This is a genomic window from Priestia sp. FSL R5-0597 (assembly GCF_038006305.1).
GTDB lineage: Bacteria > Bacillota > Bacilli > Bacillales > Bacillaceae_H > Priestia > Priestia zanthoxyli.
On sequence record NZ_JBBOUZ010000001.1, the window covers coordinates 3,129,682 to 3,143,285 of the forward strand.

Annotated in this window: 18 protein-coding genes; 5 read left to right on the forward strand and 13 right to left on the reverse strand. The window is 39.2% G+C overall.

From position 1 onward, the window contains the following. Positions 1-693 precede the first annotated feature (693 nt). The 7 genes from MKX72_RS16090 to MKX72_RS16120 form a co-directional block, all read right to left on the reverse strand. Positions 694-1,104 carry a disulfide oxidoreductase gene (locus MKX72_RS16090; protein WP_028414446.1) on the reverse strand — a complete coding sequence of 137 codons (411 nt, stop codon included), beginning with the start codon at positions 1,102-1,104 and terminating at the stop codon, positions 694-696. Beyond that, the gene (locus MKX72_RS16095) at positions 1,104-1,811 is read right to left on the reverse strand and encodes a DsbA family protein (RefSeq protein ID WP_033580543.1); all 708 of its coding nucleotides are present in this window, start codon (positions 1,809-1,811) and stop codon (positions 1,104-1,106) included. The genes MKX72_RS16090 and MKX72_RS16095 overlap by 1 nt, the downstream gene beginning before the upstream one ends. 36 nt (positions 1,812-1,847) lie before the next feature. Further along, positions 1,848-2,699 (reverse strand): M56 family metallopeptidase, encoded by an 852-nt coding sequence (locus MKX72_RS16100; RefSeq protein ID WP_034267882.1) that lies wholly within the window; start codon positions 2,697-2,699, stop codon positions 1,848-1,850. A 3-nt stretch (positions 2,700-2,702) separates the two neighbouring features. After that, positions 2,703-3,116, reverse strand: coding sequence for a BlaI/MecI/CopY family transcriptional regulator (locus tag MKX72_RS16105; RefSeq protein WP_028414449.1), 414 nt, complete (start codon positions 3,114-3,116; stop codon positions 2,703-2,705). Between the two features lie 84 nt (positions 3,117-3,200). Continuing rightward, entirely contained in the window at positions 3,201-3,338 is a 138-nt protein-coding gene (locus MKX72_RS16110) for a YvrJ family protein (RefSeq protein ID WP_155007953.1), read from the reverse strand. Between the two features lie 55 nt (positions 3,339-3,393). After that, positions 3,394-3,606 carry a DUF2922 domain-containing protein gene (locus tag MKX72_RS16115; protein ID WP_013057867.1) on the reverse strand — a complete coding sequence of 71 codons (213 nt, stop codon included), beginning with the start codon at positions 3,604-3,606 and terminating at the stop codon, positions 3,394-3,396. A gap of 15 nt (positions 3,607-3,621) precedes the next feature. After that, positions 3,622-3,840, reverse strand: a complete 219-nt coding sequence (locus tag MKX72_RS16120) for a DUF1659 domain-containing protein (RefSeq protein WP_013057868.1) — start codon at positions 3,838-3,840, stop codon at positions 3,622-3,624. Positions 3,841-3,958: 118 nt separating this feature from the next. Here MKX72_RS16120 and MKX72_RS16125 point away from each other — a divergent pair, with 118 nt between their 5' ends. Beyond that, complete coding sequence (locus MKX72_RS16125) at positions 3,959-4,402, forward strand: hypothetical protein (protein WP_028414451.1); 444 nt, start codon at positions 3,959-3,961, stop codon at positions 4,400-4,402. Between the two features lie 38 nt (positions 4,403-4,440). On the opposite strand, the gene MKX72_RS16130 is transcribed toward MKX72_RS16125, so the two are convergent. Both MKX72_RS16130 and MKX72_RS16135 read right to left on the reverse strand, forming a co-directional pair. Beyond that, a complete protein-coding gene (locus MKX72_RS16130) occupies positions 4,441-4,587 on the reverse strand; it encodes a hypothetical protein (protein WP_165351766.1) in 147 nt (48 codons plus the stop codon). 157 nt (positions 4,588-4,744) lie between these two features. Continuing rightward, positions 4,745-6,067, reverse strand: coding sequence for an AlbA family DNA-binding domain-containing protein (locus tag MKX72_RS16135; protein WP_033580541.1), 1,323 nt, complete (start codon positions 6,065-6,067; stop codon positions 4,745-4,747). Between the two features lie 148 nt (positions 6,068-6,215). Here MKX72_RS16135 and MKX72_RS16140 point away from each other — a divergent pair, with 148 nt between their 5' ends. Then, positions 6,216-6,770 carry an HAD-IIIA family hydrolase gene (locus tag MKX72_RS16140; RefSeq protein WP_155007950.1) on the forward strand — a complete coding sequence of 185 codons (555 nt, stop codon included), beginning with the start codon at positions 6,216-6,218 and terminating at the stop codon, positions 6,768-6,770. Here the strand turns inward: MKX72_RS16140 and MKX72_RS16145 are convergent. Beyond that, entirely contained in the window at positions 6,721-7,296 is a 576-nt protein-coding gene (locus MKX72_RS16145; protein ID WP_034267864.1) for a poly-gamma-glutamate hydrolase family protein, read from the reverse strand. The genes MKX72_RS16140 and MKX72_RS16145 overlap by 50 nt on opposite strands. A gap of 237 nt (positions 7,297-7,533) precedes the next feature. On the opposite strand from MKX72_RS16145, the gene MKX72_RS16150 reads away from it, so the two are divergent. After that, positions 7,534-8,067: a TetR/AcrR family transcriptional regulator gene (locus MKX72_RS16150; RefSeq protein WP_155007948.1), complete on the forward strand. Its 534-nt coding sequence runs from the start codon at positions 7,534-7,536 to the stop codon at positions 8,065-8,067. After that, complete coding sequence (locus tag MKX72_RS16155) at positions 8,064-8,390, forward strand: DMT family transporter (RefSeq protein WP_013057875.1); 327 nt, start codon at positions 8,064-8,066, stop codon at positions 8,388-8,390. The genes MKX72_RS16150 and MKX72_RS16155 overlap by 4 nt, the downstream gene beginning before the upstream one ends. A 97-nt stretch (positions 8,391-8,487) precedes the next feature. On the opposite strand, the gene MKX72_RS16160 is transcribed toward MKX72_RS16155, so the two are convergent. Both MKX72_RS16160 and cspD read right to left on the reverse strand, forming a co-directional pair. After that, complete coding sequence (locus MKX72_RS16160) at positions 8,488-10,065, reverse strand: peptide chain release factor 3 (RefSeq protein WP_028414456.1); 1,578 nt, start codon at positions 10,063-10,065, stop codon at positions 8,488-8,490. 242 nt (positions 10,066-10,307) lie between these two features. Beyond that, entirely contained in the window at positions 10,308-10,505 is a 198-nt protein-coding gene (cspD, locus tag MKX72_RS16165; protein WP_013057877.1) for a cold-shock protein CspD, read from the reverse strand. A gap of 327 nt (positions 10,506-10,832) precedes the next feature. Here cspD and MKX72_RS16170 point away from each other — a divergent pair, with 327 nt between their 5' ends. Then, the gene (locus MKX72_RS16170; protein ID WP_235918738.1) at positions 10,833-11,555 is read left to right on the forward strand and encodes a DUF421 domain-containing protein; all 723 of its coding nucleotides are present in this window, start codon (positions 10,833-10,835) and stop codon (positions 11,553-11,555) included. 77 nt (positions 11,556-11,632) lie between these two features. Here the strand turns inward: MKX72_RS16170 and MKX72_RS16175 are convergent, their stop codons facing one another. Continuing rightward, positions 11,633-13,120, reverse strand: a complete 1,488-nt coding sequence (locus MKX72_RS16175) for a hypothetical protein (RefSeq protein ID WP_340760406.1) — start codon at positions 13,118-13,120, stop codon at positions 11,633-11,635. Positions 13,121-13,604: the final 484 nt, after the last annotated feature.

Genomic DNA, 13,604 nt, shown 5'->3' on the forward strand with positions numbered 1-13,604 from the left:
TTTTTCATCATTTTTTCACCATAAAGGTATAAGATAGTACTTGCGAAGCCAATTAACATATTTTTTCATAGTTTTACTCCCTTTCTAATGACCTGTTTCCCCAAAACAGGTCTTTTTTATATCCTGCTTCTCTTTTCATCGTTTTTTCACCATAAAGGTATAGGATAGTACTTGCGAAGCCAATTAGCATATTTTTTTCATAGTTTTACTCCTTTGTGAAGACCTGCTTCCCCAGAGCAGGTCTTTTTTTGTTTGATGTTTCTTTTCACTGTTTTTTCACTATTCGGCGGTAAGATAGTACATGTAAAGCCAATTAGCATATTTTTTCATAGTTTTACTCCCTTTCTAGTGACCTGTTTCCCCAAAACAGGTCTTTTTTTATTTTTTCTAAAAGCTTCCATCTTTTCACCGTTTTTTCACTTTTCTTTTGTATACTAAGTTTGTCAAAGCAATTTCATCATTTTTCATAAATGACCCCTATTTATTCCCCGCTTTTTGTGAGCGGGGCTTTTTTTATAAGAAAAGCATATTTTTTAAAAAAGCTTTTCTCTTTTCACCGTTTTTTCACTTTTCTTTTATATACTGTTCTTGTCAAAACAATTTCATCATTTTTCATAGATGTACCCTATTTGCACCCGCTTCTTGTAAGCGGGACTTTTTTTGTTTTCAGATAAAAAAAGCTTAACCCGGAGGTTAAGCTTTTTTCATCTGCTTGCGAAGAACAAGCATCATAATCGTAATAATGGTAAACGCAATAAACGCTAAAAAAGGAATGGTGATAAATCCAAGCCAGTTAATATATTGACCTGAGCAAGGAACACCGCTTGTACACGTTTCAAATGCTTTAAGAGCCGGTATCTTCTGCAGGCAATAATGATAGCCTGAAAGCGCCATACCAATCACCGAAAACGGCAGGACGTATTTGTAGATGAACGTATCATTCCGGTACACGGCTACACCTAGCACAATCGCGAGCGGATACATTAAAATTCGCTGATACCAGCAAAGTTCGCACGGGATAAAGTGAAGAACTTCACTAAACGTCAAGCTTCCAAGCATCGCGATAAGCGCTGTAATCCACCCGAAAACTAAAGACTTGTTCATTATTTGTTCTCCTTAGCCGCATCTTTGACCATTTGATCAAAGTCATCGATTGTTTTTCCTTCGAATTTTTTGCCGCCTACATAAATGGTTGGTGTACCTGTGATGCCTAAGTCATTGGCTGTCTTCATATCTTGATTAAACGCATCTTTTCCTTTTCCGTCTTTAAATGCACTCGCTACTTTTTTCGCATCGGCATCGCTTGACACTTCTTTCAGCGTATCTTCTAAGTAAGATTCCGTTAAGACATCTTTCTTTTCGTCCGCTGCGTTTTGCTTTTTATAAAGAAGTTCATGGAATTTCCAAAATGTATCGTTTCCAAGCTCTTTGTATACCGTTTCGGCGAATTCTGCTGCACGAGAGGAGTCGTTGTTGATAAATGCATAGTTCATAAAGTAGAATTTCACTTTACCTGTATCCACATAATCTTTTTGAATCAGCGGGAAAAAGGATTCCGTGAAGTTTTTGCAAGCCGGGCATTTGTAATCTCCAAACTCTACCACTTCTACCGGAGCTGACTCTTTTCCAAGATACGGCTGATTATCATATGTAAGAGCGGCCTTTTCATCTCCTCCGCCCTTTGACATATTCGAAAGGACGATTAACCCTAAAATACAGACCGCAATAATTCCTATCACCCAAAAAATCCACTTGCTTGAGGATGTTTGCTGATTGGGCGTTACTTTTTTCTTTTTCTTTGCTTTTGACACAATCTCATCTCCTTCTTTTCTTTCTCTCTTACAAACTTACAAAGCTGTTAGAGCTGTAAAAATCAGCGCACACAAAATAAAAAACACGTATAGCGACGTCAGCGTTAAAATAACAGGAGGCTGCATCGGCATTTTCGTTTCCGGATTTAAAATATATTGAATGCGATAATTAACCGACGTATCAGCAAACGATACGTGCGCACACGAGAGACTTGTCTGTCCCGTTTTCACCATTTTTAAAAGCGCGCTGCCGATGTGAGCAGGCGTGCCATTTTTCACAATGGCATCTTGATCAGCCAGCACTTCACGCATAACTTTGAAGCGTTTATGGCTCCATTTAATAAATGGAATATACCATAATGCAGAGGCAAGCGTACTTAGCAAAAACGTTTTGAGCGGGTCTTTGTTTGCAACGTGCGACTGCTCGTGATAAATAACGGCTTCGAGTTCATTTTCATCAAGCACCGACAGCAACCCTGTAGACAGGACGATATGCGGTGTAAACAGCCCCATCGTTAAGGCAATGGGCTGATCTGTTGTTAAGACCGTTAAATCCTTTCCGTACGCTTTTTGCAGGTCAGCCGTTGTTGTTTCATTTCGCAGCTTCGTAATCATTTTACGGACTTTCCGCATTTGAATCACTTGCTTTACAGCTTTAATGAACAGTACAAACATCGTGTGAAAAATAACGGCATTCAGCATGTATTCAATAAAAAACAAGCCGAAAAAGTGGGCTACTTTGTTACAAAGTAAAATTAAGTTAAACGATAAATTCCATCCAAACAGCAAATGCAGCACATACATCCCCATTTGCATAAGCAACGTCACGGCAATAAAAAAGCACAGGTTAAAAATAAGCTTAGAACGCTTTAGTATTCCTTGATTCATTGATTATTCATCCTTTTTTAACTGTTTGACTTTTGATTCGAGCATACTTAACAGTGAATCATCGACTTCTTCTAGCGCATCAAGCATATGAGTAACAGCAAGCGAGCCAAATTCATCGATCAATTCGTGCGTTAACTCTTTCGACTGAGCGTCGATAAATTCCTCTTTAGAAAGAATCGGCTGATACATCGACGTACGTCCTTTTAAACGCTTTTGCAACACGCCTTTTTCCACCAGTCGATTCATAACGGTCATAACGGTGTTGAAGTTAACTGTTTTTTCTTTCTCAAGCACGTGCTGCACGTCTTTAATGGACATTTCACTTCCGTTCCATAAAGCCGTCATAATTTTTGCTTCAAGCGGGCCAAAAAAGCGATTAAGGCCGGTTTCGTTAAATTTGAATTTTTCAATTTTCATATTCGACACCTCACACTACTAATTGTAGTGTGAGGTGTCAAATCCGTCAACTTTTCCATGACAACCGCCTTACAATTGTCATAATCACTTTTTTACTTCATCGGTTAAATGCTGAATGGTCAGCACAACTGTATCGAGCTTGGCTTCGATTCGGTGAAGTAAATAAAGCGTCACCACAATAGGAAACCCAACGTCTGAAACAAGCGTAAACCACTCTGCCATCTTCCTCTCTCCTTTTAAAAAAGCCCTTCGCACCGAAGTGGAAGGACTTTCATTTTTAAATCGTAAATTCGGTTACATTTCGCTCGACAATTTGGGCGCCTTTTCTGGCAACGAGCGCTCCGCCGCTTGAAGTAAAGACATCGCTTGCGATCAGCGCGTTCATTGCTGCTGTGATGGCTGCTGCGTCTAACGTATCTTTTGGTGATTCAATCGATAGGCTTACTGCTTTTTGTGACTCATTCAAAAACTGCATCGTTAAAGTTTTCATACTCTACCTCTTTTCTTATTTTAAAAGTGAAAACGTGACAACTTCGTTGATTTCAACAAGCGGCAGCGACTGCAGGCTGGCGATGGTTTCGCTTGCTGTAATGAGTGCATCTGCAGAACTTCCGGGCTGAATGTTCATATAGGATTTTGTCTTTAAATCGGGTTTTCCATCCTCTTTTATTCCTTGTTCTAATACTAAGCGAAGCTGGCTTGAATGCTGAATTTTTTCTGCCATCTTTTATTCCCCCTTTCACTTTATATATAGAAATGGAAATAGGAAAGAGGGATGATGGAAACATAAAAATTTTTGGTTTATAATGGGAGATAGTCTGAGTTAGAAAGAGGCTTTGGTAATGAGAAAGTGGAGCTTTTTATTTTTTGTTCTAGCATTCATGCATCCAGCTTCAGCACTTGCTGATGACGGTGCAGATGAAAAAAAGCTTGGTCCGTTTTACTACACGGTTTCTCATGATTATAGTCGAGAAAAATGGGATGTAGGGGTGTTAAATCAGCAAGACAAAACGAACATTCCTGAGACTGATTTGAACGATGAAACGCTAAAACTGTTTCAAAGCACGGTTGATGATTTAGCAGAGCTCGCGATTCGATTTGCTGCTATGAGCGTACTGCTTGTATGTTCACTCGTTGTTTTTACGTACTTTCGCATTCAAAAAAAACGCCCTTTTCTCCGCTTGTTTTTTATTTTTTCAAGCGTTGGCTTTCTATTTTGCGTCTATACATCATTGGAGTTATTTAAAAAAACTGAACAAGCAAAATCTTTATTTTACTTACTATGACTTGAAACCCAAAAAAACCAGCCGATTGGCTGGTTTTTTCATGCATTTCTTACGGTTATGTAGTTCTGTTCATACGTCATTTCTTCCGTTTGCTTTTGCTGCTCCAAATGATAATAAGCAGCGCATACTCCTCCTAGACCAGCAAGTGCTAGGACAATTAGAAGTATGGATGTCGCTTTTTTCATTACTTTTTCTCCCCTTATGTTTAACCCTACCTAGCAACGGCAGCTGTAAAAAAGAGTCCCCTTTCTCTTCTTTACTTGCTCATTACTTACGAAAGATATTATCATACTTTTTTTCATTTTTGTCATTTTTTTAGCTATTGTCAAAAAATTGTATATTTTATACTCGGTTTAACGAATGTTTAAGAAAGTCCATGGACTGGTTTTTTGAAAGGCCAAACGCCGTTACGATATAATCAACGTAGGCAAGAAGTTCGACGTTTCCCCCTAGTTTTGTTGTTTTAAATGATTGATTAAACCGATACTGCTTTTTATCTGAAAAGACGAGCCCTTCTTCTTCTAGAAATGTTTGAAACTGCTGATGCGGAAAGTAAAGCACATCATTTCGAACGTTCTCTAAATCAATTACAATAATCATGTCTTCGAGCTCAGTTTTTAGTTCCATCATACAATCGATGTATCCGCCGATGCAGCTGATTAAAGATGTAAGAAAAAAGGGTCCGTTTATATATTGAAACTGCTCAAAAATCGTCTCATCAATGTAGCTTGAAATGCTTGATTTCAGCACATCATGAATTTGTTTTGGTTCTTCCATATACGGAATAGGAATGTGAAACTTAGCTGATCCGTTATAAAACTGCTCCCACGCAATTGTTTTATCGTATGCATCAATTACATCTGTGCTTCGAAAAATGATGGATTCCGCTGAATAAGAAGCTTTGACAAACGGTGTATGCAGCATCACCATACTCTCGTCGTCCAAACGATAGTGTTTGGGTTCGCTAGACTTGCTTAAAATATATTGCTTTAACCGTTCTTCTTCCATTTGTTCGATTAAATGCAAATCATATAGTGGCAGCACGTACATATTACACATCCCGTAATGAATATAGCTTTTCCCGTGCATCGGCCACTTTCTGTTATAGATAGACAGTTCTTTTGTGCAAAATTCCTCTATTCGCTGCGTTTGATCCTCCGATTTTTGATAAAGACGATCTAAATGATAGCGATCATCGATTTCCGTAACGGGAGATGTGCCGCTTCCAATTCTTCTGTAAATTTTCCCGTAAGACATGTACGGAGGGTTCGGACCTTCGGGAATCCAAATAACAAAGACACCTTGCCCGGGGTGATCTTCAGGTGATAAAAAGCGCGTAACGATACGAGGAATGGGGTTGGTGACATCTTTCAGCATATTATTAATAAACAGCTCATATTCCTTGCGCTCGAGCAGGTTAATGGAATGGTCGTCTTCATCTACGCCAAAAATAAGCCACCCTCCTTTTTCATTGGCAAACGAAGCGATGATATTTGGGATTTTCCGTTTGACCGTTGAGCTTACTTCGCGCTTGAACTCAAGCTGATAGCCTTCTTCTAAATGTTTTTCCATCATGCGCTGCACATCTGAAAACTCAATTTCTCCAATTGTTTTTTTCTTTCCGTCTTCGCTTATAAATGGTGAATAAAACGATTCTTCGTTCACTTGTCTTCCCCTCCTCACCACTTCTATTTAACTTATCCATATGATGAGAAGTAAAAAGACAGTCATATTTCTTTGATTTTTTTCAAAAAACAAAGTTTTTACCAAATTCATCCTGTTTTATATTATGATAGAAAAAGAGGTGAATAACATGATTGAAGCAATATTTTTAGACCGAGACGGAACGATTGGAGGCAGTAATGACATTCAATATCCAGGTGATTTTCAGCTGTTCCCCCAAGCAAAGCAAGCGATTAAAGACATAAAAAAACAAAACATTCCGCTGTTTCCCTTTACGAATCAGCCCGATGTTGCAAAAGGAAAGGTAAATAAATCACAGTTTATCTCTGAACTTTTAGCTTTTGGATTTGATGATGTTTACCTTTGTCCTCATGAAGATTCAGACGCCTGTTCGTGCCGCAAACCAAACCCCGGCATGCTGTTAAAAGCAGCGGAGGAGCACAGCTTAAATTTGGCTAACTGCATCGTGATTGGCGACCGGTGGAAAGACCTAGTAGCGGCCAGTGCAGCAGGCGCTCACTGCATTTTAGTGTTAACAGGTGCCGGGCATGACACGTTACATGAACGAGAAAAGTGGGCTGATGTACAACCAACTCTTATTGCAGCCGATATACAGAAAGCTGTTGAATTTATCTTTACATCACTGAGTTCACAGCCGATACTATCGCATTCACATACTCGTTGAACAGCTGCTCATCCTGTAATAATTGTTCATACTGCGGAGTGGTGATTTCAAGCTGCAGTCCTTTATGCCGCTGATTGTCGTTGGCGATATTTCGAGGTGAAACGCCTTTTAAATGTACGGGCGTTTCACTGATCGGAAAATTAGAAAGTGCTTGACGCACCGCTTTTTCTAACTTTTCGTCTCTTCCTCCAATATAAGTTGTGCAGACATCGCTATAGGCACCGTGAAGAGAAATTGTGATCTCTGATTTTTTCACAAGATGACGCGCCATTTCTTCATCGTAGTTTGCAGACGTAACATGTAATTCAAACGGATTTTCTGTTTTCAGCGTTTTAAATACGTACACCGTTGCGTTCAGCTTTTCTGCTATTTTTTCCGCTACTTCTTCTGTCCCAATTTCCATCGTTCCTCCGTGAATCGCAAGCACGACAATTTCTCTCCGGCGAATGACACATTTTATTTCGTAATCAATTCCGGCTCGTTCGCACTGTGATAGTTCTTGAAAACTTTGATACACATCCCTCATCGGTTTCTTCACACCTTTCTTTTATCTTTCATATACCCAGGCTTTAATTTTCCTTTTTCTTCATATAGTAAAAGTAGTAAAGGGATTAACCCTTTGTTTACGCGTTCATTTTTGTTTTTATACTTTATATTTTAGTGTGCACAAAAATTTTTTTTGAAATTCGAAATAAAAGTATTGCCAAACAAACCGTCCAGACGGTAAAGTATTCTAGGGAAAATCAAAAAGGAGGAAATTCATGTGTCTACATATGATGATATATTGCTTGGGGCCACTCAGGTTGTGCAGCGTGACGGCGTTGGAAATTTGACGCTTGAAAAAGTAGCAAAAGAAGCCGGTGTTAGTAAAGGCGGCTTGTTGTACCACTTCTCATCAAAAGATGAATTGATTCAGCAAATGCTGCATTCAGTCACAAAGCAATATGATGACGGGCTACACGTGCAAATTGAACATGACGATGCTCCTGGCAAATGGAGCCGGGCTTATCTCGCTGAGACGCTTCATGACCTTCAGCGTGAACAAGCGATGAGCGCAGGGTTGCTTGCAGGTATTGCAACGAATCCTGAACTTCTACAGCACCTTCAAAAACACTACAAAAAGTGGCAGCACCATATTGAACAAGATGGCATTGACCCTGTCCTTGCTACCATTGTGCGCTTAGCAGCCGATGGATTATGGTTCAGCCAAATGTTTGGGCTCGCACCCGTGGATCCAGACATGCAAAAACAGATTCAACAACAACTTCGGAAATTAACAGAGGAGGGTTTTCGATGAAAGCCTATTTATTTTTAGCAATTGCAATTAGTTCAGAGTTATTTGGTACATCTATGTTAAAAGCATCAAACGGATTTACAAAATTTTGGCCTAGTCTTGGTGTTTTATTAGGATTTGGTCTTGCTTTCTATGCGCTTTCCACATCGCTTCAGCACATTCCGCTCAGCGTTGCATACGCCATTTGGTCTGGTGTAGGAACTGCTGTGACAGCTGTGATTGGTGTAGTCATTTGGAAAGAAAGCGGCAGTCTTACGATGGTATTTGGCATCGTATTAATCATTGCAGGAGTCATTCTTTTAAATTTAAAATCAGTGGCTCACTAAAAAAAGAGCCAGTAAATACTGACTCTTAAGCAAAGGAGGAAAATCGACTGTCTACTTATGAAAGTAGTATGTATCGTTTTCCTTTTTTTATACTCTTTTATAGATTAAACGGATCTAGGAATTTAACAGATGGATATTTGTCCTGGAACAAACGCCATACAAAATCGTTTTCAAACATAAGAACAGCATGCTTATCACGATCTTCTACTAGCATCACGCGAGAATCTAGCATGCGATCTTCAATTGTTGCTTTGTCTACCCATTTTGCAATGTTGTGAGACATGCGTGTGAATTCAAGATCGACATTGTACTCACCTTTCATACGATGTTCAAATACTTGGAACTGAAGTTCACCGACTGCTCCTAAAATATAATCTCCAAAGAACGGCGTACGGTAAAGCTGTACCGCCCCTTCTTGTACAAGCTGATTAATTCCTTTTTCAAAGTGCTTGGATTTCATTGCGTTTTTCGCACGAACTTTTACAAACAGTTCAGGCGGGAACTTTGGAAGAGCGTCGAATTCGAATACTTTTCCCTCTCCTACAATGGTATCGCCAATTTGATACGTACCTGAGTCATACAAGCCAATGATATCCCCTGGATACGCTGTGTCTACTGTTTCACGGCTTGATGCCAAGAACTGATGAGACTGCGCTAGCTTCATTTTGCGGTTCGTTCTTGCTAATGTTACGTTCATTCCACGCTCGAATTTTCCTGAACATACGCGTACGAACGCAATGCGGTCGCGGTGAGCTGGGTTCATGTTCGCTTGAATTTTAAAGATGAAACCTGAGAAGTTTTCATCCGTAGGCTGAACGGTGCCATTCGTTGATTCACGAGGCTGCGGCGGTGATGTTAATTGTAAAAATGAATTAAAGAAAGACTGTACGCCGAAGTTCGCAATCGCACTTCCGAAGAAAACAGGCGTTAATAAGCCTTGCTTTACTTTTTCAATTGAAAAATCATTACCTGCTTCGTCTAATAGAGATAAATCATCCACTAAGCCTGGTAAATACATTTCATCGACGTGTTTTTTAATTTCATCGTCGATATTTTCACCGTCAAAGTCTGCAAAATAAGACTCTTTGTTTCCTTGATACACTTCAATTTGCTTTGAAAAACGGTCATACGTTCCTTGGAATCGTTTCCCCATGCCAATTGGCCACGTTACAGGGTATGATTCGATACCAAGTACATCTTCAATTTCTTCAAGCAGCTCAAGCGGCTCTTTTCCTTCACGGTCTAATTTATTGATAAACGTTAGGATGGGAATACCGCGCATACGACAAACTTTAAAAAGCTTAAGCGTTTGTGCTTCAATTCCTTTTGTTCCGTCAATAACCATGACCGCACTATCTACAGCTGTTAAGGTACGATACGTATCCTCACTGAAGTCTTCGTGTCCTGGTGTATCCAAGATGTTAATAAAGTGATCTTTATACTCAAACTGCATAACACTTGATGTAACTGAAATTCCACGCTGTTTTTCAATTTCCATCCAGTCAGATGTAGCAAACTTGCCTGATTTTTTTCCTTTAACCGTTCCGGCTGAACGAATCATTCCGCCCAGTAACAGCATTTTTTCTGTTAACGTTGTTTTCCCGGCATCCGGGTGAGAAATAATGGCGAATGTACGACGTGAATCGACCATCGTTTCTTGAAGTTGGTTGCTCATACGTTTTAAAATCCTTTCTGCTCTACAATTCCTATTTTCATCATTTCATTATACGCTTTTTTTATACTGCGTGACTAGTTTTTTTCATATTTGAATACTTCTGCAAAATCAAAGAAATCGTCAACAAGGTGTAAAAAGCGAACAAGAAAAGACCCCTTTTATAAAAGGGGCCTTCTCCCAGTTTAGTTTAACGACCGACCAGAGAAACGTTCTGCTGATCGGCTTAAACTTTATAAAAAAAATTACTTTTGAACGTTAGCAGCTTGTGGTCCACGGTTGCCTTCAACGATTTCAAATGTAACTTCTTGACCTTCTTCTAAAGTTTTGAAACCTTCGCCTTGGATAGCAGAGAAATGAACGAATACATCGTCTTGTCCTTCTACTTCGATGAAACCGAAACCTTTTTCAGCGTTGAACCATTTTACTTTACCTTGTAACATATCTCTTTTCCTCCTTGTGTGACAATCCACACATTGTGTATTACTCTATTCCTGCTCTTACAATAAGTCAAGACGAACACTTCGAACTATCCTTACCGAACAAAAATAAGCACCTTTATTGTAACAAATCCTCCAAAAAATTTCAAAGGAATTTGCACATTCTTTTTGTTCGCTTCTATCCCTTACCTACAGCCTTTCTACCCCTTTTTAAGTAGCCGAATGTGAACGAATTATCCGCACTTCTTCTTGATGTTTTTTCTTGTATAACGATCCTTTAAATGGATAACGCTATAGAGATAGATACTCTTTCTATTTATGAGAAAGCAGGTGACATCACAACCTATGGAAGACATTCTCATGTCCCTTCTTAGAACCTTTGTTTCTTTTATTATCTTAAGCATTACAACTTTCCTGATTGGAAAACAAATTAACACCCATAACAATCATTTTACGTTTGCGATGTCCATCATTATTGGGTCGTTCATCGCAAATATGGGATTTGATTTAAAATTAAAATTTCTGCCGATGTTCGCTTCTTTTGCTTTTCTTGTGGCTATTCATTTTCTTTTAGCATCAACAGCTCTAAAAAGCAGGCGCTTGCGAAAATGGATTACAGGACGCCCGACGGTTATTATGGAAAAAGGAAAGCTTCTTGAAGCAAATATGAAAAAAGTCAAATATTCCATTGACGACTTGAATCAGCATTTACGAGAACTAGGAACGTTCAACATTGCTGAAGTAGAATTTGCTGTTTTAGAAGTAAGCGGAAAACTGTCGGTATTAAAGAAAACTGCTTATCAAAACATTGCCAAACAGGACGTTTTGTCTAAGCCGTTTAAAGAAATGAATTTACCGATAGAACTCATCATGGACGGAGAAATTATTCATAAAAATTTAACACCTCAATATACCGAACAATGGATCAACCTTGAACTTTCAAATCGTCAGCTTCAGTTGAACCAAGTGCTGTATGCAGTTGTGTCAACAAACGGCATGCTCTATGTAGATGAGTATAAAGATCAGCTGTCCGCTCCTACAGACAGAGAATAAGGTTGAGACATAACTAAACGAGTTTGATTCTCCATAAAGAATCAAACTCGTTCGGATAAAATACGTTTGTCCCAGTTTTACTGTGCCATTTCTTCAACTGTTCCTTCTTTTAAGCCATAATAGTTCCGCTCAAATCGCTTTATTTCTTGATCATAGCGGCGTACTTTTGCATCGGCTAGCTGGCGGCTTTGTTTTGTTTCTTCAAGCAGCTCGACCTGCTGATTAATTTGAAAAATAGTCGTCGTCAGCTCGTCTTGATAATCATAAATTTCATTTTGAATATCCACGCATACGGGCAAGCGATTTGCTAAAATAAAGTCCGTCATTTGCATAAGCACTTTTTTACGCTCTACTTCTTTCACTTTGCTTTTGACAGCTCGTTCTGCAGAACGGAACGTCAGCCTTACTTTAGAGAAGAAGTCACCTTTAATCGAAAGCTTGCGCTGCAGTTCTTCTACATCCTGTTTTAATGATTCATGCTCTTCAATCATTTTTTGAAGCACAAGCCCTCCGTTTAACGATGTGAGCTCCATTTCATCAAGCTGATGGCGAATGGCTGTTTTGAGCGTTTCAATTTGTTTCACCGTCTTTTTCTCCGTAGCGCAGAGCTGCTTAACATACTGCTCTGTTTTATAAATAAAGTTGTCTAACCGTTCACGATCAAACAGTGACTGCTCTTTCTTTTTTACATAATCTTGATACGTTGTGTGTACAGATGACCACTTGATCAATAGAGACTGATAATTCAACAGCTCATCCTGATGCTCAAGCTTGTACGTCCACATCAGCTGAACAACTACTAATAACAGCGGTAAAAACGTTCCAGCTTCTTTGCGTTTTGCAATAATTTCATGACTTTCAAAGCTCGCCATTAAAAAAAGCGGCGCATTCATACTAAATAGCAGTGCTGGCGGGTAATTAACGGGAATAAAGATACTCATTACGGTTGCCATAAGGCCTGAAATAGCAGGGTATGCGTGCGGAGGAAGCTGTTTGTATAGCTCGATTGTCCCTTTTTTTTGCAGCAGTTTCACAAGCGCTGCCTGCTGATATTCTCCTAATACATCAATCATTCTTTCTTGATACATGGGAGGAAGCTGCTCAATCCAATTCATCAGCTGCTGCTGAAACACAGCTTGCTGACGATTTGTAGCAATCATGTATTGCGAATCAATTAGATGAAAGAACAGTCGGATTTGATGGCGCATTACGTCTTCTAGCGTATGACAGCGTGCAATTGAAAACAGCTCATTGTATTTAGATACAAGCAAATTTCCAATGTTATCGCTTAACTCGTACAGCTCGCCGTTTGTTGTAGCATGAGAAACGGGAAGTTCAAAAAACTTCGCCATTTCAAGCAAAATATGCAGATGCATGTCTACTTCAGGCTGTTTTTCAAGCAATTTCATTTCTTCTACCAATGATGCTTGAAAATCCGTATGCTCCGTTTGCTGATACTGTGCTGACATTTCCGTATAAATGCGGTGGTCACATAACACATAAGCAGCTCTTAGGATATCGCCTTTAGACGTAAGCAACCCATACAATAACTGTTGTCCGTTCATCTTCACACCGTCCTTCATTAAATTTTCTTACTATAGCTTTCTATCATTTTATACTTTTTCTATAAATTCGATGCAATAGTTCAAATTTCCTGTTATCTTTCTTCTTGCTTTCTTAATACGAAGAGTGCCGTCCAACATGACATCAGTGCAGGCGGGATCATCCAAGTCATATATCGCCACTCACCGGTCACAAGCGCCATAATGAGAAAGATGAGCGGAAAACCTATTAGTACTATGATAACACGTGCTCGGCTTACCGATTTTTTCATCGTGCATCGCCCCTTCTGTTCGTCCCTTATTCTTATAATACCCTTTCGCTTCTCAAGCATTAAACACCTTTATAAACCGTTCGTACATTTCTTTGTTTTCTAGACAGTCTATGACATAAGTTTTAAAAAAGAACAGAGGATACCTCTTACTTTGGTGAATCTCGTAAGTAGCTTTTATGTTTTGACAAGCTAAATCGAGAAAAATGTGTTATGGT

Excerpts from the sequence above, each read along its gene's own strand:
- MKX72_RS16090 (WP_028414446.1), bottom strand. The coding sequence starts at position 1,104 with ATGAACAAGTCTTTAGTTTTCGGGTGGATTACAGCGCTTATCGCGATG.
- MKX72_RS16100 (WP_034267882.1), bottom strand. The coding sequence starts at position 2,699 with ATGAATCAAGGAATACTAAAGCGTTCTAAGCTTATTTTTAACCTGTGC.
- MKX72_RS16105 (WP_028414449.1), bottom strand. The coding sequence starts at position 3,116 with ATGAAAATTGAAAAATTCAAATTTAACGAAACCGGCCTTAATCGCTTT.
- MKX72_RS16110 (WP_155007953.1), bottom strand. The coding sequence starts at position 3,338 with ATGGCAGAGTGGTTTACGCTTGTTTCAGACGTTGGGTTTCCTATTGTG.
- MKX72_RS16115 (WP_013057867.1), bottom strand. The coding sequence starts at position 3,606 with ATGAAAACTTTAACGATGCAGTTTTTGAATGAGTCACAAAAAGCAGTA.
- MKX72_RS16120 (WP_013057868.1), bottom strand. The coding sequence starts at position 3,840 with ATGGCAGAAAAAATTCAGCATTCAAGCCAGCTTCGCTTAGTATTAGAA.
- MKX72_RS16125 (WP_028414451.1), top strand. The coding sequence starts at position 3,959 with ATGAGAAAGTGGAGCTTTTTATTTTTTGTTCTAGCATTCATGCATCCA.
- MKX72_RS16130 (WP_165351766.1), bottom strand. The coding sequence starts at position 4,587 with ATGAAAAAAGCGACATCCATACTTCTAATTGTCCTAGCACTTGCTGGT.
- MKX72_RS16140 (WP_155007950.1), top strand. The coding sequence starts at position 6,216 with ATGATTGAAGCAATATTTTTAGACCGAGACGGAACGATTGGAGGCAGT.
- MKX72_RS16145 (WP_034267864.1), bottom strand. The coding sequence starts at position 7,296 with ATGAGGGATGTGTATCAAAGTTTTCAAGAACTATCACAGTGCGAACGA.
- MKX72_RS16155 (WP_013057875.1), top strand. The coding sequence starts at position 8,064 with ATGAAAGCCTATTTATTTTTAGCAATTGCAATTAGTTCAGAGTTATTT.
- MKX72_RS16160 (WP_028414456.1), bottom strand. The coding sequence starts at position 10,065 with ATGAGCAACCAACTTCAAGAAACGATGGTCGATTCACGTCGTACATTC.
- cspD (WP_013057877.1), bottom strand. The coding sequence starts at position 10,505 with ATGTTACAAGGTAAAGTAAAATGGTTCAACGCTGAAAAAGGTTTCGGT.
- MKX72_RS16175 (WP_340760406.1), bottom strand. The coding sequence starts at position 13,120 with ATGAACGGACAACAGTTATTGTATGGGTTGCTTACGTCTAAAGGCGAT.